The organism is Mesorhizobium sp. B2-8-5 (assembly GCF_006440675.2).
Classification (GTDB): Bacteria; Pseudomonadota; Alphaproteobacteria; order Rhizobiales; family Rhizobiaceae; genus Mesorhizobium.
This window is the reverse complement of the sequence record NZ_CP083951.1, coordinates 1,180,059-1,199,993: the sequence shown is the minus strand read 5'-3', so window position 1 is coordinate 1,199,993 and position 19,935 is coordinate 1,180,059. Positions and strand designations below refer to the sequence as shown.

At 65.4% G+C, this 19,935-nt stretch carries 13 protein-coding genes; 8 read left to right on the top strand and 5 right to left on the bottom strand.

The features are described 5' to 3' along the window. The first annotated feature begins 52 nt into the window (after positions 1-52). The 4 genes from htpX (at position 53) to purH (ending at position 6,063) form a co-directional block, all read left to right on the top strand. Complete coding sequence (gene htpX / locus FJ430_RS05770; RefSeq protein ID WP_140704362.1) at positions 53-1,087, top strand: zinc metalloprotease HtpX; 1,035 nt, start codon at positions 53-55, stop codon at positions 1,085-1,087. Next, positions 1,084-2,460, top strand: coding sequence for an RsmB/NOP family class I SAM-dependent RNA methyltransferase (locus FJ430_RS05765; protein ID WP_413467828.1), 1,377 nt, complete (start codon positions 1,084-1,086; stop codon positions 2,458-2,460). The genes htpX and FJ430_RS05765 overlap by 4 nt, the downstream gene beginning before the upstream one ends. 126 nt (positions 2,461-2,586) lie before the next feature. Next, positions 2,587-4,332, top strand: coding sequence for a heparinase II/III family protein (locus FJ430_RS05760; protein WP_181175293.1), 1,746 nt, complete (start codon positions 2,587-2,589; stop codon positions 4,330-4,332). A 114-nt stretch (positions 4,333-4,446) separates the two neighbouring features. Beyond that, positions 4,447-6,063 (top strand): bifunctional phosphoribosylaminoimidazolecarboxamide formyltransferase/IMP cyclohydrolase, encoded by a 1,617-nt coding sequence (purH, locus tag FJ430_RS05755; RefSeq protein ID WP_140704358.1) that lies wholly within the window; start codon positions 4,447-4,449, stop codon positions 6,061-6,063. Positions 6,064-6,205: 142 nt separating this feature from the next. Here purH and FJ430_RS05750 read toward each other — a convergent pair whose 3' ends face one another. Together FJ430_RS05750 and FJ430_RS05745 are read right to left on the bottom strand one after the other, a co-directional pair. Then, complete coding sequence (locus tag FJ430_RS05750; protein ID WP_226892090.1) at positions 6,206-7,591, bottom strand: MFS transporter; 1,386 nt, start codon at positions 7,589-7,591, stop codon at positions 6,206-6,208. Positions 7,592-8,006: 415 nt separating this feature from the next. Further along, on the bottom strand, positions 8,007-12,782 hold the full coding sequence (locus tag FJ430_RS05745; protein WP_140704357.1) for an NAD-glutamate dehydrogenase: 4,776 nt from the start codon (positions 12,780-12,782) through the stop codon (positions 8,007-8,009). 128 nt (positions 12,783-12,910) lie between these two features. On the opposite strand from FJ430_RS05745, the gene FJ430_RS05740 reads away from it, so the two are divergent. Together FJ430_RS05740 and FJ430_RS05735 are read left to right on the top strand one after the other, a co-directional pair. Beyond that, entirely contained in the window at positions 12,911-13,474 is a 564-nt protein-coding gene (locus tag FJ430_RS05740) for a peroxidase-related enzyme (RefSeq protein ID WP_140704356.1), read from the top strand. A gap of 170 nt (positions 13,475-13,644) precedes the next feature. After that, positions 13,645-13,968, top strand: a complete 324-nt coding sequence (locus tag FJ430_RS05735; protein WP_140704355.1) for a YciI family protein — start codon at positions 13,645-13,647, stop codon at positions 13,966-13,968. Between the two features lie 63 nt (positions 13,969-14,031). On the opposite strand, the gene FJ430_RS05730 is transcribed toward FJ430_RS05735, so the two are convergent. Continuing rightward, positions 14,032-14,646: a LysE family translocator gene (locus FJ430_RS05730; RefSeq protein WP_140704354.1), complete on the bottom strand. Its 615-nt coding sequence runs from the start codon at positions 14,644-14,646 to the stop codon at positions 14,032-14,034. Positions 14,647-15,088: 442 nt separating this feature from the next. Here FJ430_RS05730 and FJ430_RS05725 point away from each other — a divergent pair, with 442 nt between their 5' ends. Continuing rightward, a complete protein-coding gene (locus tag FJ430_RS05725) occupies positions 15,089-15,712 on the top strand; it encodes a DUF1062 domain-containing protein (protein WP_140710967.1) in 624 nt (207 codons plus the stop codon). Between the two features lie 48 nt (positions 15,713-15,760). Here the strand turns inward: FJ430_RS05725 and typA are convergent, their stop codons facing one another. After that, on the bottom strand, positions 15,761-17,590 hold the full coding sequence (gene typA, locus FJ430_RS05720; RefSeq protein ID WP_140647004.1) for a translational GTPase TypA: 1,830 nt from the start codon (positions 17,588-17,590) through the stop codon (positions 15,761-15,763). Positions 17,591-17,785: 195 nt separating this feature from the next. On the opposite strand from typA, the gene FJ430_RS05715 reads away from it, so the two are divergent. Then, complete coding sequence (locus FJ430_RS05715; RefSeq protein ID WP_226892086.1) at positions 17,786-18,073, top strand: hypothetical protein; 288 nt, start codon at positions 17,786-17,788, stop codon at positions 18,071-18,073. A gap of 137 nt (positions 18,074-18,210) precedes the next feature. Here the strand turns inward: FJ430_RS05715 and FJ430_RS05710 are convergent, their stop codons facing one another. Beyond that, complete coding sequence (locus FJ430_RS05710; RefSeq protein ID WP_140710965.1) at positions 18,211-19,785, bottom strand: alkaline phosphatase D family protein; 1,575 nt, start codon at positions 19,783-19,785, stop codon at positions 18,211-18,213. Between the last annotated feature and the right edge of the window lie 150 nt (positions 19,786-19,935).

Below are 19,935 nucleotides of genomic sequence, written 5' to 3'. Positions count from 1 at the left end.
TTTCGGTCCGATGCTCTGGCTCCCTCCGCCACCACGTCAGACGGATGAAACGATGAACACGCTTCGCACCACCATGCTTCTTGCCGCGATGACGGCGCTGTTCATGGGCGTCGGCTATCTGATCGGCGGCCCGGGCGGCATGGTCATCGCGCTTCTGATCGCCGCCGGCACCAATCTGTTCAGCTATTGGAACGCCGACAAGATGGTGCTGTCGATGAACCGCGCCGTCGAGGTCGACGAGAAGAGCGCGCCCGAATATTACGCGATCGTGCAGGCGCTGGCCAAGCAGGCCGGCCTGCCAATGCCGAAGACCTATCTGATCGACAACCCGCAGCCCAACGCCTTCGCCACTGGCCGTAACCCGGAGAATGCCGCGGTGGCGGCGTCCACGGGCCTGCTCCAGCGCCTCTCCCATGAAGAGGTCGCGGCGGTGATGGCGCATGAGCTTGCGCATGTGCAGCATCGCGACACGCTGACCATGACGATCGTGGCGACGCTCGCCGGCGCCATTTCGATGCTCGGCAATTTCGCCTTCTTCCTCGGCGGCAGCCGGGAAAACAACAATCCGTTCGGCTTCGTCGGCGTGCTTGTGGCGATGATCGTCGCGCCCTTCGCCGCGATGATCGTGCAGATGGCGGTGAGCCGCACGCGCGAATACGAAGCCGACCGGCGCGGCGCCGAGATCTGCGGTCACCCGCTATGGCTTGCTTCGGCGCTCAACAAGATTGCGCGCGGCGCCGAACAGATTCCCAATCCGGACGCCGAGCGCAACCCGGCTATGGCGCATCTTTTCATCATCAACCCGCTCCACGGCGAGCGCATGGACAATCTGTTTTCGACCCATCCGAACACGGAGAACCGCATCGCCGCCTTGCAGGAGATGGCGCGCGCGATGGGCGAGGCCGCGCCGGCCAATCGGCGCGAGGCTTCCGCGCCGCCCATCCAGCCCGAGGAGCCATCAGCGGGGCCATGGGGCAAGCCGGCAGACGCGGCCTCAGAGGCTGGGCCGGCGCCGCCAAAGCCCAATCCCTGGGGCCGCAACCCGACCGGACCGCGCAATGTCCGGCCGAAGGGTCCCTGGTCGTGACGCCGCCGAGGCGCGGACAGCCAGGCAATCCGCAACACAAGAATGGCGACGAGAACGTCGCCGGCCTTGCGGCGCGCAAGGCGGCCGCGCGCCTGCTTGCCGCCGTCATCGACGCGCATACGCCGCTCGATGGCCTGACCGACAACGAGCACGGCCACCCGCAATACAGGGCGCTGGACGGCCGCGACCGGGCGCTGGTGCGCGCCATCCTGGTCACCGCGCTGCGCTATCGCATGACCATTGCCGGGCTGCTGGCCAGGCGCCTGGAAAAGCCGCTGCCGGCCAATGCCACCGCGCTCTCGCATATCCTCAACGTCGCCGCCGCGCAGATCCTGTTCCTCGATGTTCCCGACAGCGCCGCCGTCGACCTTGCCGTGACCCACGCCAAGTCCGATCCGCGAACACTGCGCTTCTCCGGCCTCGTCAACGGCGTGCTGCGCTCGCTGGCGCGCGCCAAGGAGGCGGAGCTTGCCCCGGCGCTCGCTGCGACCAGCGAGGCGCCGCAATGGTTTTCGCAGCGGCTGACCGCCGCCTACGGCGCCGACAAGGCGCGCGCCATTCTTGCCGCGCATCGCCATGAGGCGCCAGTCGATTTCACGGTCAAGGCCGATCCGGCGCTCTGGGCCGAGCGCCTGGGCGGCATCGTGCTGCCGACCGGCACGGTGCGTGTCGAAAAGCTCTCCGCCAATGTCATCGACCTGCCCGGTTTCGCCGACGGTGCCTGGTGGGTGCAGGATGCCGCGGCAAGCCTGCCGGCGCGCCTGTTCGGCGACATCCGCGGACAGCGCGTCGCCGACCTGTGCGCAGCGCCCGGCGGCAAGACGGCGCAGCTTATCCTGGCCGGCGCCGAGGTGACCGCGGTCGACACCTCGAAGAGCCGGCTGGCGCGGCTCAGTCAGAATCTCGAGCGCCTCGGCCTGACCGCCGAACTCGTCCAGACCGACCTCCTGGATTACCGGCCGGCGCAATTGTTCGACGCCGTGCTGCTCGACGCACCCTGCTCGTCGACCGGCACGGTACGCCGCCATCCCGACGTGCCCTGGACCAAGACCATGGCGGATGTCGAAAAGCTCGCCGATCTCCAGCGCCGGCTGCTTGCCCATGCCGTCGGTCTCGTCAGGCCCGGCGGCCGCATCGTCTTTTCCAACTGCTCGCTCGACCCGATCGAGGGCGAGGAGCTCTATCGCGATTTCCTCGCCGGGAACCCCGGCGTGGACGTCGATCCGATCCGGCCTGGCGAAATTGCCGATATCGACCCATTCCTGACGCCGGAGGGCACATTGCGCACCACGCCGGCCGACCTCGCGCTGGAATCGCCCGGGATTTCGGGCTTGGATGGCTTCTTTGCCGCGCGGATGAGACGGACCGATTGAAACGTTATCTCATAAAACTTGCTGACTTTTTTAGGGAAGACCCGGCCGCGGCCGCGTGAATTGGTTCACTTCGGCGAAATCCGCCTTCGCATAAGTTCTTGAATCGCATAAGCTTGTGCTCGGGTTATGGGGACATCAGGAGGGCTATTGGCACTTGTTGCCGGCAGCACGACGCGTCTTTGGACGCTTGTCGCGAGGGAGTTCTGGCGCAAAACGCGCCGGCGCCTCCGCGCCGGCCCGGTCTATCGCTGGCGCTATTCCGGCCGCACGCCCGAACGTGTCCTGATCGCGCCGCCGGATCTGCGGCTCGCCGATCCGCAGATCGCGCTGGAGATCTATTACGGCCGCTACCCGCTGTCCGGCCACCTGGTCGAGACCGGCGGCACATCGCCCTTCCAGCTCGACGTGCCCAATCGCGGCTGGCAGAAATCGCTGCATGGCTTCCGCTGGCTGCGCCACATGCGCGCCACCGGCACCGAGCTTGCCGCCGCCAACGCCAGGGCGCTCGTCACCGACTGGATCGCCATGCACGGCAATCAGATCTCCGGCATCGCCTGGGAGCCGGGCACGACGGCCAAACGGGTGATCGCCTGGCTGCAGCATTCCTCGGTGGTGCTGCAAGGCGCCGAATTCCCCTTCTATCGCGCCTTCCTGAAATCGCTCGCCGTGCAGATCCGCTATCTCCGCTCGATGGCGCGCGAGATGCCGGATGGCGAGGCCAGGCTGCGCGCCCGCATCGCGCTTGCCTTCGCCGCGCTGTCCTTGCCGGCGCCGGCCTCGGCGCTGCGCGCCGCGACACGCAACCTGGCCGAGGAGCTGGAACATCAGATCCTGCCCGATGGCGGCCATATCTCGCGCAAGCCGATGGCGGTGCTGGAGCTGCTGGCCGATCTTCTGCCGTTGCGCCAGACCTATGCCAACCAGGCCGAGGCACCGCCGTCGGCCTTGATCGGCGCCATCGACCGCATGTTGCCGGCGCTGCGTTTCTTTCGCCACCAGGACGGCAGCCTCGCCCGCTTCAACGGCATGGGCGCCACCATCCACGACCGCATCGCCACCATCCTGCGCCATGACGACACGGTGGGCGCGCCGCTGCTGCACGCGCCGCACTCCGGCTACGAGCGCCTGTCGATGGGCGGCGTGACGGTGATCGCCGACACCGGCCTGCCGCCGCCGGTCGACGTCTCCAACGCCGCGCACGCCGGCTGCCTTGCCTTCGAACTCTCCTCCGGGCGCCAGCACTTCATCGTCAATGCCGGCATCGACACCTACGGCGCTCCGGAATTCCGGCCGCTGGCGCGCGCCACCGCCGCGCATTCGACCGCCACGCTCAACGACACCTCGTCGGCGCGCTTCAGCCATTCGCTGCGCGTCAGCGACCTGCTGGGCTCGCCGCTGATCGGCGGCCCGCAGCATGTGCCCTGCAAGCGCCTCGACCAGAAGGGCGTGCACGGCTTCGTCGCCCGCCACGACGGCTATGCCCAGCAATTCGGTTTCCTGCATGAGCGCGAGCTGAAGCTGACCACGAACGGCAACGTGCTTGCCGGCCGCGACCGTTTCCTGCGCCCGGGCAATGCCGCGATCCGCAACAACGGCCGCGACTTCGTCACGGTGCGCTTCCACGTCCACCCCGACATCAGCCTGCTGCAGGACGACCACGACCGCCTGACGCTCGCCGCCGCGCAGGGCGACTCCTGGGTTTTCACCTGCGCCGAAGTGGCGCCGGAGGTCGAGGAATCGATCTACTTCGCCGGACTGAGCGGCCCGCGCCGCAGCCGGCAGATCGTGCTTGCCTTCAAGGCCTCGGAGATTGCCGAGGTCCACTGGCAGCTGACCCGCACCGGCATCGCCGGCCATCCGGAAAACAACTGAGCCTGGCCGGCAGAACGGGCTGCGCGCCTGATGCCAGACCCACTTGATTTCCGGGGCTCATATGCTAGGGCCGGCCAACGTCCCCTTCCAACAGCTCCGAAAGGCCGCCTGTCCATGGCCGTGCCCACAAAAAACATTCCGGCGCCCGACCTTGTTCCGGTGCGCCGGGCGCTGCTTTCCGTCTTCGACAAGACCGGGCTCATCGACTTTGCCAGGGCGCTCGCCGCCGCCGGCGTCGAGCTGGTTTCGACGGGCGGTACGGCGAAGGCCATCGCCGAGGCGGGCCTGGCGGTCCGCGACGTTTCCGAGCTCACCAGCTTTCCCGAGATCATGGACGGCCGGGTCAAGACCTTGCATCCGTCGGTGCATGGCGCGCTGCTCGGCATCCGCGACGATGCCGAGCATGCCAAGGCCATGCGCGACCATCGCATCGAGCCGATCGACCTTGTCGTCTCGAACCTCTACCCGTTTGAAGAGGTCCGCCGCTCCGGCGCCGGCTATGCCTCGACCGTCGAGAACATCGACATCGGCGGACCAGCGATGATCCGCGCCGCGGCCAAGAACCACGCCTATGTCGCCATCGTCACCGATCCGGCCGACTATGCGTCCGTCGTCAACGCGCTGGAGATGAACCTCGGCTCGCTGTCGCTCGACTTCCGCAAGATGCTGGCGGCCAAGGCCTTTGCCCGCACCGCCACTTATGACGCCGCGATCTCCGGCTGGTTCGCCGAGGCGCTGCAGATCGAGCACCCGACCTGGCGCGCCTTCGGCGGCCGTCTCGACCAGGTCATGCGCTATGGCGAGAACCCGCACCAGAACGCGGGCTTCTACCTGTCGGGCGACAAACGGCCGGGTGTGGCGACGGCAAAGCAGCTGCAGGGCAAGCAGCTCTCCTACAACAACATCAACGACACCGACGCGGCTTTCGAGCTGGTCGGCGAGTTCGATCCCGCCCGCTCGGCGGCGATCGCCATCATCAAGCACGCCAACCCTTGCGGAGTCGCCGAGGGTGAAACGCTCAAGGCGGCATACGCCAAGGCGCTGGCCTGCGATCCGGTCTCGGCCTTTGGCGGCATCGTCGCCATGAACCGCATCCTCGACGCCGAGGCGGCGCGGGAGATCGTGAAAACCTTCACCGAGGTCATCATCGCGCCCAACGCGACCGACGAGGCAGCCGCGATCGTCGCCGCGAAGAAGAACCTGCGCCTGCTGGTCACCGGCGGCCTGCCCGATCCGCGCGCCGCCGGCACGATGGTCAAGTCCGTCGCGGGCGGGCTGCTTGCGCAGAGCCGCGACAACGCGGTCGTCGACGACCTCGAATTGAAGGTGGTGACGAAACGCGCGCCGACGCCGGCCGAACTGGCAGACCTCAAATTCGCCTTCCGCGTCGCCAAGCACGTCAAGTCGAACGCCATCGTTTATGCCAAGGACGGCGCCACGGTCGGCATCGGTGCTGGCCAGATGAGCCGCGTCGATTCCTCGCGCATCGCCGCCCGCAAGGCGCTCGACGCGGCGGAGGCCGCCGGTCTCGCCGAACCGCTGACCAAGGGCTCCGTGGTTGCCTCCGACGCCTTCTTCCCCTTCGCCGACGGCCTTCTCTCGGCGATCGAGGCCGGCGCCACGGCCGTCATCCAGCCCGGCGGCTCGATGCGCGACGAGGACGTCATCGCCGCCGCCGACGAGCACGGCATCGCCATGGTGTTCACGGGCGTGCGGCACTTCCGGCATTGAGGCTCGGCGCGGAGATGCTTCAAGAATTCGCTCCGCTGAGTCGATTGCCGCGGTTTTCGAGAACCGGAGCGGAGCGGACATTCAGGTCCGTGAGCACCGGAAGCGCAGAAAACCGCGGCAAGCGGCCAGCGGAGTAGAATTATCAAAGCATCTCTTTCGGCTTGTCCGCCGGATAGGGCGTCCCCACCAGGATCGCCATGCCGACGCAGAGGAACAGGATGATCGCCGCCATGCCGAGCCGTGGTGAATCGCTCATGGTGGTGATGGTCGCCACCATGAGCGGCGCCAGGAAGCTGGTCGCGCGTCCCGCCAGCGCATAGATGCCGAAATAGCGGCCCGACTCGGCGGCAGTCACGCTGCGCGCCATGTAGGAACGCGACGATGCTTGCACCGGCCCGAAAGCGAGCCCGATCAGCAGCCCATAGAGGATATAGGCCTTTTCGGCCGCGGTGCCGAACAGGCCGCCGGAATCGGCGGTCGACAGCGGGATCAGGCCGAGCAGCGTGAAGCCCGGACCGGTCGAGACGACGCCGATCGTGGCGACCGACAGCATCACCAGCGCGATCATCACCACGTGCTTCGAGCCGAGCGCGGTATCGAGCCGCGCCGCGATCCAGCACCCGAAGATGGCGACGACGTTGAGGACGATGCCGAACAGGCCGATCTCGGTGATCGACCAGTGGAACATGCCGGCCGCGAAGGTGCCGCCGAGCGCGAGCAGCGCATTGACGCCGTCCTGATAGATCATGCGCGCCAGCAGGAAGCGCAGGATGCCGCTGCGCTGGCGCACTTCCACCAGAGTAGACTTCAACTCGGACAGGCCCTCGCGCACCGCCGGGCCGATCGGGATTCCCTTGCTGGCGTCCGGCGTGAAGAAGAACATCGGCAGGATGAACAGGAAATACCAGCCGGCGGACATCGGCCCGGTGAAGCGCGCGTCCTCGCCGAGCTTCGGATCGAGTCCGAACAATGGATCGAGGCCGATGAGCGTCTTGCCGGTTTCGAGATTGCCCGCCAGGAACAGCACCACGAAGATCAGTGCGATCATGCCGCCGAGATAGCCAAGCCCCCAGGCCATGTTGGATATCCGGCCGATCTCTTGCTTCGGCACCAGCCGCGGCATCATGGAGTCGTTGAACACGGTGGAGAATTCGGCCGCGACCGAGGCCAGCGAGAACAAGAGCACGACCAGGAAGAGGTTCGAGCCGGGAGCGGCGAACCACAGCAGGCTGAGGCTGACGATCTTGATCGTCGCGAAGAAGGCGATCCACGGCTTGCGCGGCCCGGTCTGGTCGGCGATCGAGCCGAGCACCGGGGAGAGCACCGCAATGACCAGGCCCGCGGCGGCGATGCCATAGCCCCAGGCGGCCTGCCCGGCGGTCGGATCGCTCGCCATGCGCGAGACGAAATAGGGCCCGAAGATGAAGGTGGTGACGACGGTGAAGAAAGGCTGCGCCGCCCAGTCGAAAAACATCCAGCCCCAGATGCCGCGCCCCGATGCCCGCTGCACTGTCTCTACCGCCACCATGCTGATTCCCCTGGCACCGCTCGCATCGGGCGCCATGTCTGCATGTTTTCAAGCAGCGATGCAAATGAACAAGCGCGGCGCCAATTCCTCGCCCCACGAAGGCGGCTACGCGATGCACGCATCTTCTGGCGTGACCGATCAGGCCGAGGCTTGATTGCCAGGTGGTTCCCCCAATCCGTCGCTGCTTCGCAGCGCCACCTTTCCCCCTCCGGAGGGAAAGGAAGGGAGCGTTGCTGGACGAGCATTGACGGCAAAAAGCTTGGCGCCTTCCTCTACCCCGTCGATCGAGGGAGAGGTGGTTCGGCGAAGCCGAGACGGAGTGGGGGTCGACCAGCGCAGCATAGGATAACGCAAGCGCCAAGCTGCCATGCGCGCTATCGCCAAAGACCAGCCGCTTTGGCAGGGGCGAGGAACTTCACATCCCCGTCAGGTCGCTCATCAGGCCGGACGCCACCGAGAGCCGCGACACGGTGATGTCGCCGCCTTCGGTCAGCGCCTGCAGCCGCTCGCGGATGCGCGCGACGCGTTCGCCGCCGGCCTCGAGCCATGCCCCGACCGGATCCGCCGCCGTGCCGTGCGCGGTGAGCGCCGCCACCGCGATGCCGCGCCGCGCCACGCCGATTGTGTCGGTCGCGCGCGACAGCGCCAGCTGGTCGTAATAGTCGGGCGGCATGATCGAGCGCGCGGCCTCCTCGACGCGCGGGATGCGGAAGGCATCGCTGACGGCGAAGAACGCCTTGGCCGCGCTGACGATGTCGGCATTGGCCGTGCGCGCGGTGAGCGCGACATCCGGGATCAGCTCGGCCACTTCGGTCAGAGCGAGCTGCCCGGCGAGTTTTTCCGGCGCGCCGCCCTTGAACAGGCCGTGTCGCCGCTCCTCGATACGCTCGCGCGAGAAGGCCGGCAGCAGCGACGCCAGCTTCGGTTCGAGCGCCTTGCGCGCGTCCTGCAATTCGGCGATGCGCTGCCCCAGCGGCGCGGAGCCCACTTCGTTCTTCAGGGACCAGCCGCTGGTCACGAAGATAAGCCGGCTGACCGACTGATAGAGATCGAGCTGGATCTGGCCGTCGATCTGGTTATCGAGCGCGTCGATCTCCTTGTAGAGCGCCGGCAGCGCGAAGCCGTCGCGGATCACCGCGAAGGTGCGCACGACATCGGCCGCCGTGCGGCCGGTCGCTTCCTGCAGCCGGTTGACGAAGGACGGCCCGCCGCGATTGACCAGATCGTTGGCGACGACGCGCGCGATGATCTCGCGCCGCAGCCGGTGGTCGCGGATCTCTCCGGCGAATTTCTTCGCCATGCGTTCCGGGAAATAGCCCATCAGGTCGCGGTCGAAATGTTGCTCGTCCGGCACGTCGCTGGCGACGATGTCGGAGAACAGCACGATCTTGGCATAGGCGAGCAGCACGCCGAGTTCGGCCCTGGTCAGCGGCTCGCCGCGCGCCTCGCGTTCGGCAAGCGCCGCCGGCGAAGGCAGCGTCTCGACCGCGCGGTCGAGCAGGCCGCGCGATTCCAGCGCCGTCATGAAACGGGCCTGGTGCGCGATGTCGGCGAGGCCGCGCTTGCGCGCCAGCGAGAGCGCCAGCGTCTGCTGGTAGTTGTTGGAGAGCACCAGCGCGCCCACCTCGTCGGTCATCTCGGCGAGCAGCTTGTTGCGCGCCGGCCGCGTCAGCGAGCCCTTGCGCATGGCGGAAGCCAGCGCGATCTTGATGTTGACCTCGACGTCGGAGCAGTTGACGCCGCCCGAGTTATCGATGGCGTCCGAATTGCAGCGGCCGCCATTCAGGCCGAACTCGATGCGCGCCCGCTGCGTGACGCCGAGATTGGCGCCCTCGCCGATGACTTTCGCCCGGACATCGAGCGCGGTGACGCGGACGGCGTCGTTTGCCCGGTCGCCGACATCCTGGTTGCTCTCGCCCGAAGCCCGCACATAAGTGCCGATGCCGCCGAACCACAGAAGGTCGACCGGCGCCTTGAGGATGGCGTTCATGATCTCGACCGGCGTCGCCGTCGTCTTGGCGAGACCGATCGCGGCAGCCGCCGCCGCCGGCAGCGTGATCGATTTCTGGTTGCGCGAGACGATGACGCCGCCTTCCGACAGCTTCGACTTGTCGTAGTCCTGCCAGGACGAACGCGGCAGCGCGAACATGCGCACCCGCTCGGCCATCGATGCGGCCATGTCCGGATCGGGGTCGATGAAGATGTCGCGATGGTCGAAGGCGGCGATCAGCCTGGTCTGCGGCGACAAGAGCATGCCGTTGCCGAACACGTCGCCCGACATGTCGCCGACGCCCACCACGGTGAAGGGCGAGGTCTGGATGTCGCGGTTGATCTCGCGGAAATGCCGCTTCACCGCTTCCCAGGCGCCCTTGGCGGTGATGCCCATCTTCTTGTGGTCGTAGCCGGCCGAACCGCCGCTGGCGAAAGCATCGTCCAGCCAGAAGTGGTGTTTTTCGGAAATGGCGTTGGCGGTATCGGAGAAGGTCGCGGTGCCTTTGTCGGCGGCGACGACGAAATAGGGATCGTCAGGATCGCGCCGCACCACGCCGGCCGGCGGGATGACGCCGTCGACGCCGATATTGTCGGTGATCGAGAGCAGGCTGGAGACGAAATTCTTGTAGGCCGAAGTCCCGGCCTCGAAGATCGCGTCGCGCCCGGCGCTCATCGGCAGCTTCTTCGGGTAGAAGCCGCCCTTGGCGCCGACCGGCACGATGACCGCGTTCTTCACCTGCTGCGCCTTCACCAGGCCCAGCACCTCGGTGCGATAGTCCTGGGCGCGATCCGACCAGCGCAGGCCGCCTCGCGCCACCGGACCGAAGCGCAGATGCACGCCCTCGACCTCGGAGCCGTAGACGAAGATTTCGCGCCATGGCCGCGGCGCCGGCAGGCCCTCAACCGCTTGCGAGTCGAGCTTGATCGCCAGCGACTGCCCTTTCTCTTTCGTATCGGCTACGAAATGATTGGTGCGCAGCGAGGCTTCGATGAGGTTCAGATAGCGGCGGATGATCGTGTCGTCATCGATATTGGGCACCTCCTCCAGCGCGTCCTTGATCTTGGCCTTGAGGTGCTTGGCGGCGACCGCGCCATCGCCATCGCCCTCCGCCGCCGGCCCGAGCCGGGCGACGAACAGCGCATGCAGGCCGCGCGCGATCTCCGGATAGCGGTTGAGTGCCGCGGCGATGAAATCCTGGCTCTGCGGAATACCGGCCTGCTGCAGATAGCGGCCATAGGCGCGCAATATGGTGATCTCGCCCGACCACAGGCCGGCGGTCTGGGCCAGGCCGTTATAGCCGTCATTGTCGACATCGCCACGCCAGACCGACAGGAACGCGTCCTCGAACAGCGCGCCGCCATCGGCAAGGTCTATTCGTGCGCCGTAGCTGTTCTCCAGCTCCATGTCGTGGATGAACACCCGGTCGGCCGGATCGTCGCCGACCTCGAAAGTGCGCTCGCTGATGACGCGGAAGCCGATGTTTTCCAGCACCGGCACGCGCCGCGACAGCGCCACCGGGCTGCCGAAATGATAGATTTTCAGAACCGCCTGTTGCGGCTTCTGGTCGGCATGGCGGTAATAGTCGATGGCGATCGGATTGACGGCGCTGATCTTGGCAATGCGCCCGGCATCGGCCAACGCCACGGCGGCCGAGAAGGAGTCGCGGTAGCTTTCGGGGAACCGCGCCGCGATCGCCTTCAGCGCCGGATCGCTGCCGGCCGCTTCCGCGGCTTCGGAGAGCGCGTCCTCCCAAGTGCGCACGATGTCGCGGATCGCCGCCTCGATCGTCGACTGCTCGACCTTCGGCGTCTTGCCGCCGGAACGGCCGATGATGAAATGCACGCGCGCCAGTCCGCCTTCCGGAAAGGCCGGGTAATAGGCCGACAACCGGCCTTCGAACGCCGTCTTGAGATAGGTGCCGACCTTCTCGCGCACGACGCTGTCGTAGCGGTCGCGCGGCACGAAAACGATAATCGAGACGAAGCGGTCGAACTGGTCGACGCGCACCAGCGCCCGCACGCGCGGCCGCTCGATCAGCCCGAGTATGGCGACCGCGTGCTTGCGCAGGATAGGAATGGGAACCTGGAACAGCTCGTCGCGCGGATAGCTTTCCAGGATGTTGATCAGCGCCTTGCCGGAATGATCGTGCGGATCGAAACCGGATTTCGAGATCACGGTCTCGGCCTTGGAGCGCAGATAGGGGATCTTCATCACCGAGCGCGTGTAGGCGGTCGAGGTGAACAGGCCCACGATGCGCAGCTCGCCCGCGAGCGCGCCTTTCGCCGTGTAGGTCTTGATGCCGATGTAGTCGAGATAGATGCGGCGATGCACCGACGACTTGGCGTTGGCCTTGGTGACGATCAGCGGCTCCGGCCCGTGCAGGAAGGCGCGGATCTCCGGCGTCGTCGTCACCGCCTCGGTGCCGCGCCTCAACACCAGCACATCGGGATCCGAAAGGATGCCGAGGCCCGGCTTCTCGGCGCGCTCCAGCGAGCCGCTTTCCTCGCCGCCGGTATATTTGAACTCGCGCATGCCGAGGAAGGTGAAATTGTCGTCGCGCAGCCATTCGAGGAAGGCGATCGCCTCGGCGACGCTCTTCTTGTCGAGCGGCACCGCCGAATAGCGGAATTCGGAAATCGCCTGGTCGAGGCGGGCAAGCATGCGCTTCCAGTCGGCGACGGCCGCCCGGACCTGGGAAAGCATCTTGCCCAGCCGCTCGGTGAGGCTCTTGGCCTGCCCGGCGTTCAGCCTTGGAATGTGGACATGGACGACACTCAGCCTGTCGTCATCCTCCTTGCCGCCATCGCCAAGCACCTCGACCACGCCATCCTTGCCGTGGCGGACGGTGACGATCGGATGGGTAACCAGCGTCGGCTCGCCGCTGATCTCGGTGATCTCGCCGAGGATGGAATCGAACAGGAACGGCATGTTGTCGTTGACGACGGTGATGACCGTGACCGGCCGGCCGTCGCAGGCGACGCCCGAATCGGCTTCGACGGCGACGACGCTTTCGCCTTTCCTGTGGCTGGCGACCGCTTGGGCGGCGAGTTCGCCGGCGCGTTCGAGGTCGGTCACGTCATAGGACGCGATGTCCTCGGCGGGCGCCCGTGCCAGCAGATAGTCGGCAAGCCTTGCGGGTTTCTCCTCCGCTTTCGCGGCGGCGGCTTTCTTCTTCGGCTTGGATTTCACGCTGGCCATGACGCTTATTGCCTCCCGTGGCATGCTTTTGCGACTATGGTAGCCAGATGACTGCGGTTTGGCGACAAAGGTTTGACGACGCTTTAAAAAATTCGAACCGACGCCATCGCCGCGCGAGGAGAACGACCATGACCGGCAAAATAACCGCGCTCGACCTTGTCCAGGCGGAGCTCAGCGAGGCCACGAAAGCCTATTTCGACAAATGCCGGGAGAAGCTCGGCCTCGTACCCAACGTGCTCACCGCCTACGCCTTCGACGAGAAGAAGCTGCGCGCCTTCACCGACATGTACAACGATCTGATGCTGGGCGATTCCGGTCTTTCGAAGCTGGAGCGCGAGATGATCGCCGTGGTCGTCTCCTCGATCAACCACTGCTTCTATTGCCTGACCGCGCATGGCGCGGCAGTGCGCCAGCTGTCGGGCGAACCGGCGCTCGGCGAGATGATGGTGATGAATTTCCGCGCCGCCGAGCTGTCGCCGAAACAGACAGCGATGCTCGAATTCGCGGTCAAGCTGACCGAGGAGCCGGCCACGATCGTCGAGGCCGACCGCGCGGCCCTGCGACAAGCCGGCTTCACCGATCGCGATATCTGGGACATCGCCTCGACCGCCGCCTTCTTCAACATGTCGAACCGGGTGGCCGCCGCGGTCGACATGCGGCCCAACCGCGAATACCACGCCATGGCGCGGTAGCGGCCGCGGCTTTATATTAGCAATATCGAATTTTTCGTTGCCCATCCCGCCATTTGGTCCGATGATCAGGATTGCGGCGTAGCCGCATATCCGGGACTGCGGCACAAGCCGCATAATCGCAAGCGGCGTGGCCGCATGCCGGTTCGACGCCGCCGACAAGGGAGGAGAACATGGCGAAATTTCTCTATGTCTATCACGGCTCCGGCAAGATGCCCACCGATGACGCCGAACGGAAAGCGGCTATGGATGCCTGGACCGGCTGGTACGACAGGCTCGGCTCGGCCGTGGTCGACGGCGGCAATCCGGTCGGCATGTCGAAGACGGTGCTGCCGAGCGGCAAGATCGAGAACAATGGCGGCAGCAATCCGACTGCCGGCTACACCATCGTCGAAGCCAGGGACATCGACGACGCCGTCGCCAAGGCAAAGGATTGCCCGATCCTGATGGACCCAGCCTTCAGCGTCGAGATCGCGCCGATCATCGAGATGATGTAGCGCTTAAGCGTTTTGATGCATGTCGTTATCCCAAAACCGCAGTGCACTTTTGGGCGACATGCATTAGGAACGCGCCGCGATTGCCGCGGCCGCGCCCGCCATTGTCGTGGCGCTGACGCGGTTGGCGATCTTCATGGCGCGCTTGCTCTTCAGGAGCCGGCGCGCCTGCGAAGCGGCCAGCACCCAGGCGAGGTCGATGACCACCAGCACGATAGCCATGGTCAGCGTCAGCTCGACCCAGCCGACAACGCTGACCGAGGCAAGATCGATGATGGTCGGCAGCAGCGCCAGATAGAACATCATGATCTTCGGATTGCCGAGCGTCACCGCCATGCCGGCAAAGAACAGTTTCAAGGGCGAGTCCTCGCGCGGCATCTCGCCTTCCTTCGCCTCGACCGGCGCCGTCCACATCTTGAACGCCAGATAGGCGAGATAGGCGACGCCCACCCATTTCACGACGACGAAAGCGTAGTGGAAGGTCTGCGCCACGACGGCGAGCCCGAACACCGCCAGCGACAGCCAGACGGCTTCACCGATCCACATCGCCAGCAGGAACGGGAAGACATCGCGGAACCCCTTCGAGACCACCCGCGCCACCAGTGCTGCGATCGACGGGCCGGGCGAGCCGGCGGCGACGAACAAAGCGGCGGCGAAGATCAGCAGCGAGGCGAGATGCATGGCGGACCTCTTGTGGTGAAGAACTTGAGCCCACGAGACTAGCGCAACCGCCGGGATGGCGAAAGTCGGACGGCTTGCCGGCTGGACGCCATGCGGTTAGAAGACCCACCCCGATAGCCATTTTCGAGCATCACTTTGCCTCAGTAACCGCCGGTCTCGCCAACTCCTCTGAATGCACCGCAGGCGCAGCCATTGGCGCGTCTGCTTCATCTCACGTGTTCTTCAGGCGGCGGTTCGAGACCGGTTTGGCATTGCTGAGCCGCCGCGTGTGACCCACGCCGACGCCTGACTTCCAACGCACCCAGCCTTCGCCACGCCGTGCCCGCACGAGCATGATGCCGAAAAGTGGTACCCGGTTTTCGGAAAAGATCATGCTCAACAAAAAGGGGCATCTCGGACATTGCCGGCCTGACGGACTTCCCGACGGGAAGGGCCTGCCGGCATGTCTACCTTGCGTGTCCACTGGACGATCGCGCCCGCAATCGCACCTCGACCTCTGATCAACTGCAATCGCTGCGGTGGCATCAAACCGTATCGATGCGGCGAAAAATTCCGCGTCAACGCCAACGGCAAGCGCATCGACGTCTGGCTGATTTATCGCTGCGTCGACTGCGACAACGCCTGGAACTTCACCATCCTGGAGCGGCAAAACCGCCGCGAGATCGAGCCGGCACGGCTTGCGGCGCTCGAAAGCAACGATCCGGCGTTTGTGCGCCGCTTTGCTTTCGATGCCGCCGCGCTGCGCGACCGGACTGGCCGGATCGAGGAATCTCCCGATGTCACGGTCCGAAAGGAGTTTCTGGACGGCGAGCCGGGACGCGCGGTCGCGCTCGCGCTCGACCTTCGTCTCGATGGCACGACACCTTTGCGGCTTGACCGCCTGCTTGCCGACGAACTCGGCCTTTCGCGGTCAAGGCTTCAGGCCCTGGACGACCGAAGGCGACTGACCATCGAACCGGATGGCGCCAAAGCCTTGCGCAAGCCGGTTCGCGACGGCTTGGCGGTGCGCATCGATCTGGCTGGAGAGGCGGATTGCAGCGCTATCTTGTCTGCCGCGTGCCGCTGAAACGAAAAGAGGGAGCACCGGGTCCCTCTTTGAACTTCATCTGGAAGCTTACGCCGCGCCCATCACCTTGGCGGCCTTTTCGAAACGCTTGCGCTCGTTCGGGTCGAGATAGAGCTTGCGCAGGCGAATGGTCTTCGGCGTCACCTCGACCAGCTCGTCGTCCTGGATCCAGGCCAGCGCCCGCTCCAGCGTCATGCGGATCGGTGGCGTCAGCTTCACCGCCTCGTCCTTGCCGGCGGCGCGGATGTTGGTGAGCTTCTTGCCCTTGAGCACGTTCACTTCGAGGTCGTTGTCGCGCGAATGGACGCCGATGATCATGCCCTGGTAGACCTTGACGCCCGGATCGATGATCATCGGGCCGCGGTCTTCGAGGTTCCACATCGCATAGGCGACCGATTCGCCCTGCTCGTTGGAGATCAGCACGCCGTTGGTGCGGCCGGGCAGCTCGCCCTTGTAAGGCTCATAGGCGAAGAACAGGCGGTTCATCACGGCGGTGCCGCGCGTGTCGGTCAACAATTCGGACTGGTAGCCGATCAGGCCGCGCGTCGGTGCGTGGAAGACAAGGCGCTGGCGGTTGCCGCCGGACGGGCGCAGCTCGACCATTTCGGCCTTGCGTTCCGACATCTTCTGCACGACGACGCCGGCATGCTCCTCGTCGACGTCGATGACGACTTCCTCGACCGGCTCCAGCAGCTGGCCGTCGTCGCCCTTCTGCATGACGACGCGCGGACGCGACACGGCAAGCTCGAAACCTTCGCGGCGCATCGTCTCGATCAGCACGGCGAGCTGCAATTCGCCGCGGCCGGAGACGAAGAAGGAGTCCTTCTCCGCCGATTCCTCGATCTTCAGCGCGACATTGCCCTCGGCCTCGCGCAGCAAGCGGTCGCGGATGACGCGGCTGGTCACCTTGTCGCCCTCGGTGCCGGCAAGCGGCGAATCATTGACGAGGAAGGACATGGTGACGGTCGGCGGGTCGATCGGCTGCGCATGCAGCGGCTCGCTCACCGCCGGGTCGCAGAACGTGTCGGCGACGGTGCCCTTCGACAGGCCGGCGATGGCCACGATGTCGCCCGCTTGGGCTTCGTCGATCGGCTGGCGCTCGAGACCGCGGAAGGCGAGTATCTTGGAGACGCGGCCGGTCTCGATCTGCGTGCCGTCATGGTGCAGCACCTTGACCGCCTGGTTGGCCTTCAGCGTGCCGGACTCGATGCGGCCGGTGATGATGCGGCCGAGGAACGGGTTGGCTTCGAGGATAGTGCCGATCATGCGGAACGGGCCGGGATGGACGGTCGGTGCCGGCACATGCTTGACGACCAGGTCGAACAGCGGGGCGAGACCCTGGTCCTTCGGGCCCTCGGGATTTTCCGAAACCCAGCCGTCACGGCCAGAACCATAGAGGATTGGGAAATCGAGCTGCTCGTCGGTGGCGTCAAGCGCCGCGAACAGGTCGAACACCTCGTTGACCACTTCGATGTGGCGGGCGTCCGGACGGTCGATCTTGTTGATGACGACGATCGGTCGCAGTCCGACCTTGAGCGCCTTGCCGACCACGAACTTGGTCTGCGGCATCGGGCCTTCGGCGGCGTCGACGAGCACGATCGCCGAATCCACCATAGACAGGATGCGCTCGACCTCGCCGCCGAAATCGGCGTGTCCGGGCGTGTCGACGATGTTGATGCGGGTGCCGTGCCAGTCGACCGAGGTCGCCTTGGCCAGGATGGTGATGCCGCGTTCCTTTTCGAGGTCGTTGGAATCCATGGCGCGCTCGGCGACGCGCTGGTTGTCGCGGAAGGCGCCGGACTGTTTCAGAAGTTGGTCGACCAGCGTGGTCTTGCCATGGTCGACGTGCGCGATGATCGCGATATTGCGGAGGTTCATTTTTCTGGTCTCGGGAACGTTGCAGGCAGCAGGCCCAAAAGCGCCGCCTTTTTCGGTTGCGCGGCTCATACAAGGTTTTTCGCAATTGCGAAAGGGGAGGCACGACCCCAAATGGATGGTCACTGATTCTTAAACGTCTTGGTGTGAAATGATTCTGTTAACCAAGGCGGAACCTTTGAGGGGCCGGACAGTTCGATGTTCATGACCGATCATATGCCCAGATTGCGTCCGGTTTTTGTGTGGGCGGCGCTTGGCGTGCTTGTAGCGGCAGGCGCCGCGCAGTCGGCGGCCGCGCTGCGGGAAGCCGACCCGATCGCACCGCCCGACGCCAGGACAGTACAGCAGATGTTCGCCGACGCCCCCGACGGCGTCGACCCGATCGTCACCGGCCCGGTCAGCGCCGCCTTCAAGCAGCGCCAGAAGGATGCCAACTGCGACACCGCGGTCTGGCCGAACGTTCCGCGGGCTTGCTATCCCGACTGACGCTCTTCATTGCATTTTGGAATTGGTTCTGGACCGCCGCAGCGCTTTGACGCCACGGCAGGATCTTTGACGCTGCTGCTCGCCTAGGGTGTGTTGAGATTCAGGTCAGGCCGGCATCACCTGAATATCAACGCAGCCTAAGCCGACCGCACCGGATCGAGCGTCACCTTGTAAAGCTCGTTGTCGTCGCGATCCATCAGCCGCACGGTGAGCTGTTCGGTCGCGCCCGAAATATCGACCAGGCCGAAGAACTGCAGCCCGGCCGACGGCGGCAGATTCTGGCCCTGTTCGGCGGTCGGCGCCTTGATGAATTTCAACTCCGGCCCGAAGGTCATGTCGAGGTCGTTGGGGCCGAAGGTGCCGGCATGGATCGGGCCGGAGACGAATTCCCAGAACGGATTGAAATCCTGGAACTGCGCCTTGTCGGGGTTGTAGTAATGCGCCGCGGTGTAATGCACGTCCGCGGTCAGCCACACCGTGTTGGTGATGCCGGCATTCTTGATGAAGCGCAGCACGTCGGCGAATTCGAGCTCGCGGCCCTTCGGCGCGCCATTGTCGTTATTGCTGACGGCCTCGAAACCGACCTTCTTGGCCGCGTCGTCCCAGACGACGAGGCTGAGCGGCATGTCGGCGGCGATGACCTTCCAAGTCGCCTTGGAGTTGGCCAGCTCGCGCTTCAGCCACTTGGACTGCTCCTCGCCGATCATGCGCGACTTCGGCGTCAGCGTTTCTTCCATGTCGGGGCCGTTCGGGCCGCGATAGGAGCGCATGTCGAGGAAGAACACGTCAAGCAGCGGCCCATGCGAGATCTTGCGGTAGACGCGGCCTGGCTCCGACGGCTCGTAGCGGATGGTGGTCATCTCGTGGAAGGCACGCGCCGCTCTGGCCGCCAGCACATGGATCGACTTTTCGTGATAGCGGTCGTCGGCCGTCAGGTCCTTCGAATCCGACCAGTTGTTGAGCACCTCGTGGTCGTCCCACTGGTAGAAGGTCGGACAGATGGCCGACAGGCCAAGCACATGCTTGTCCATCATGTTGTATTTCCACTGGTCGCGGTACTCGTCCAGCGTCTCGGCGACCTTGCGCTTGCCGTCGAGCATGACGACGTTCTTCCACTTGCCGCCGCCGGGCAGGTCGACCTCGTCCTTCAAGGCGCCGTCGGCATAGATCGTATCGCCGGAATGCAGGAAGAAGTCCGGCGTGTGCTTGGCGATGGTCGAATAGGTCTTCATGCCGGTCTCGTCGATGCCCCAGCCCTGGCCGGCCGTATCGCCCGACCAGGCGAAGCGCACATCACGCTTCGAAGACGGCGCGGTGCGGAAGCGGCCGACGATCGGCTCGGAGACAGCGTTGATATCGGAGAGATCGGCGGCCACCATGCGGTAGAAGATATCCTGGTCCGAGGCGAGGTCGGTGAGCAGCCGCTTCACCGTGTAGTCGCTGGCCGGCGAGGTGTCGAGCGGCGCGAGCCGGGTCGCATTGGCGAAGCTTTCGGTCGTCGACACCTCATACATGACGCGCGCCGGACGGTCGGTGCGGGTCCACACCATGCCGGAGGTGGCGTCGACGTCACCGGACTGGACGCCATGCGTGAAGGCCGGGCGCTGGCTGGCGCGGGAATAATATGGCAGCGCGAGACCGGAGGCGCCGACAAGGCCGAAGGCGCTGGCCGAGGTGACGAAAGCGCGGCGGGTCAACGAAAGCTTGTTCATGGCTGTCTCCGGATGGCGTTGAACGGGACCGCCAAGCTCTCGCCTCAATGTTTCAGGCGCATTTCGGAACCATGAAGTTTTGATAACAGTTCATCTTTCCCCGTCTCCCTTTGTGGAGAACGGGAAACCTGCGCCGGGAGCCGTGTCGAT

Bases quoted from the DNA above. Each gene is read 5' to 3' on its own strand.
- FJ430_RS05725 (WP_140710967.1), top strand. From the start codon at position 15,089: ATGTCTACCTTGCGTGTCCACTGGACGATCGCGCCCGCAATCGCACCT.
- htpX (WP_140704362.1), top strand. From the start codon at position 53: ATGAACACGCTTCGCACCACCATGCTTCTTGCCGCGATGACGGCGCTG.
- FJ430_RS05740 (WP_140704356.1), top strand. From the start codon at position 12,911: ATGACCGGCAAAATAACCGCGCTCGACCTTGTCCAGGCGGAGCTCAGC.
- typA (WP_140647004.1), bottom strand. From the start codon at position 17,590: ATGAACCTCCGCAATATCGCGATCATCGCGCACGTCGACCATGGCAAG.
- FJ430_RS05730 (WP_140704354.1), bottom strand. From the start codon at position 14,646: ATGCATCTCGCCTCGCTGCTGATCTTCGCCGCCGCTTTGTTCGTCGCC.
- FJ430_RS05715 (WP_226892086.1), top strand. From the start codon at position 17,786: ATGTTCATGACCGATCATATGCCCAGATTGCGTCCGGTTTTTGTGTGG.
- purH (WP_140704358.1), top strand. From the start codon at position 4,447: ATGGCCGTGCCCACAAAAAACATTCCGGCGCCCGACCTTGTTCCGGTG.
- FJ430_RS05710 (WP_140710965.1), bottom strand. From the start codon at position 19,785: ATGAACAAGCTTTCGTTGACCCGCCGCGCTTTCGTCACCTCGGCCAGC.
- FJ430_RS05760 (WP_181175293.1), top strand. From the start codon at position 2,587: ATGGGGACATCAGGAGGGCTATTGGCACTTGTTGCCGGCAGCACGACG.
- FJ430_RS05745 (WP_140704357.1), bottom strand. From the start codon at position 12,782: ATGGCCAGCGTGAAATCCAAGCCGAAGAAGAAAGCCGCCGCCGCGAAA.
- FJ430_RS05735 (WP_140704355.1), top strand. From the start codon at position 13,645: ATGGCGAAATTTCTCTATGTCTATCACGGCTCCGGCAAGATGCCCACC.
- FJ430_RS05750 (WP_226892090.1), bottom strand. From the start codon at position 7,591: ATGGTGGCGGTAGAGACAGTGCAGCGGGCATCGGGGCGCGGCATCTGG.